General features: G+C 70.3%; 1 pseudogene. It reads right to left on the bottom strand.

Going from position 1 to position 1,828, the window contains the following annotated elements:
* Window positions 1-1,828 (bottom strand): annotated as a pseudogene (locus OO57_RS44485) (RHS repeat protein); the annotation flags it as partial.

The raw sequence follows: 1,828 nt of genomic DNA, 5'->3' as shown, positions 1-1,828 counted from the left end.
GGTGACGGTGCTGCCGGTCTCGGACTGCTTGTCGGTGACCGAGAGCGGGTTGCCCGAACCGTCGTAGGTGTAGGTGAGGTCGTCGACCACCCCGGCCGGGGAGGCGCTGCGGCTGGTCTGCGCTCCGATCAGCCGGTGGGTCAGCTCGTCGTACCGGTAGGTCGACCACGCGGGGTTGGTCGACGCGCCGTAGCGCAGCTGCGCGATCTCGCCGTAGGGGGTGTACGCCTGGACGCCCACGAGCACGTTGAGGCCCTGTGTCTGCTGGGGCCTGCCGATCGCGTCGTAGCTGTAGGTGATGTCCTCGGTGAGCAGTCCGGCGATACCGGGGTCGCGCTGGGTGAGCAGCTGCTGGGTGGTGGGCGAGTAGGTGAAGGTGGTGCTGTAGGTGGTCGGGAGCGGTGCCTCGCCGCCGGGCAGGGTGATCTTCGTGCCGAGCGCAGACGCCGAAGGTGAAGTTGCCGTTGGTCCGGTCCACCGCGGTCAGCTTGCGGCCCAACAGGTCGTAGGTGTAGCCGAGTTGGGTCCCCCGGGCGTCGATCGTGCCCACCTGGTTCGCGGCGTCGTCGTAGGTGTACTGCGTCGTCCCGGCGTCCGGGTCGGACTGTCGCACCTTCCGGCCGAGCAGGTCGTAGGTGGAGAGCCAGACCGAGCCGTCCGCGGCCTCGACCCTGGTCGGCTTGCCGTTCAGGTCGTAGGCGTACTTCGTGGCGACCGACGTGCCGCCGGTCGCGGCCCAGCCTCCCGTCGCCGATCCGGTGATCGTGGGCGCCGTGGTGTACTGGTCGATCTCGACCTGCTGGTCGCGCCCGTCGGTCAGCTTCCGGGTGGTGATGCCGCCGGCGCGCGGCACCACCAGGGTGCTGTCACCGGTGTACACGTTCTTCGTGCCCATCCCCGCGACCGTGCTGCCGCGCTGTTCCTCGGTGGTCCCGGTGATCCGGCCCATCCCGTCGTGCTCGGACAGCGTGGTGGCCGGGATGGTGATCTGGGCGGCGGTGGCCACCACGCTCCGGGGCGGACCGGCCACGTTGAAGGTGTTGGCGAGGACGGTCCAGCCGTGCGAGTCGTACTGGGTGTCCGTCACGGTCATCGAGTCGTTCTCGCTGGTCGCCTGGGTCTGCCGGGGTCGCAGCAGCGCGTCGTACAGCGCCACCGAGGACACGTACGAACCGTTCTCCATCAGGGTCTTGGTCGTGATCGCCGACGCGCTGGCCGTGTTGACCGCGTACTCGTACTTCATCGACGCCGGTTGGTTGGCGGCCTTGGACTGGGCCGGCAGCCACAGGGCCGTGGACCGGCCCAGGGTGTCGTAGACCGTCGAGGTCCGCAGGTTCGCGGGGTCGACCTTCTCCAGTGGCAGGCCCCGGGCGGCGTCCAGGGTGACCGTCGTCGTCTGGTAGGTCGGCGAAGCACCGCCGGTCACCTGCGACGTCGTCACGGTACCGGTGGGCACCGCGCCGGTGGCCGGGGTGTAGGTGGTGGTGGTGCTCTGGGCGAGGCTGCTGCCGTCGGGGGCGGTGGAGTCGGGCGTCCGCACGGTGGTGGCCGCACGGCCGTAGGAGTCGTAGCTGGTCCGCGTAGCGGTCACGAAGGCCGTCGCGTTGGGTCCGCTGGCCGCCGAGGCGACCTCGGAGCGAGTCGGTTCGCCCTTGCTGGGTGCGGTGCCGCCGCCGGCGCCGTCCCAGGTGAACGCGTTGTTGTCGTAGGAGGTGCGGCTGTCGCTGAGCAGTGTGCCGGTCGGGGTGGCTCCCGCCTCGGGGCAGTCCTGCGCCGTGGTGATGCTCTCGGCGGGCAGGGCCAGTGACTTGGCGGAGTTGACCGCGTA

Origin of the sequence: Kitasatospora phosalacinea (assembly GCF_000717185.1) — a bacterium.
GTDB lineage: Bacteria > Actinomycetota > Actinomycetes > Streptomycetales > Streptomycetaceae > Kitasatospora > Kitasatospora phosalacinea_A.
The sequence above is the reverse complement of the archived record's forward strand: the minus strand, read 5'-3'. Positions and strand labels throughout refer to the sequence as shown.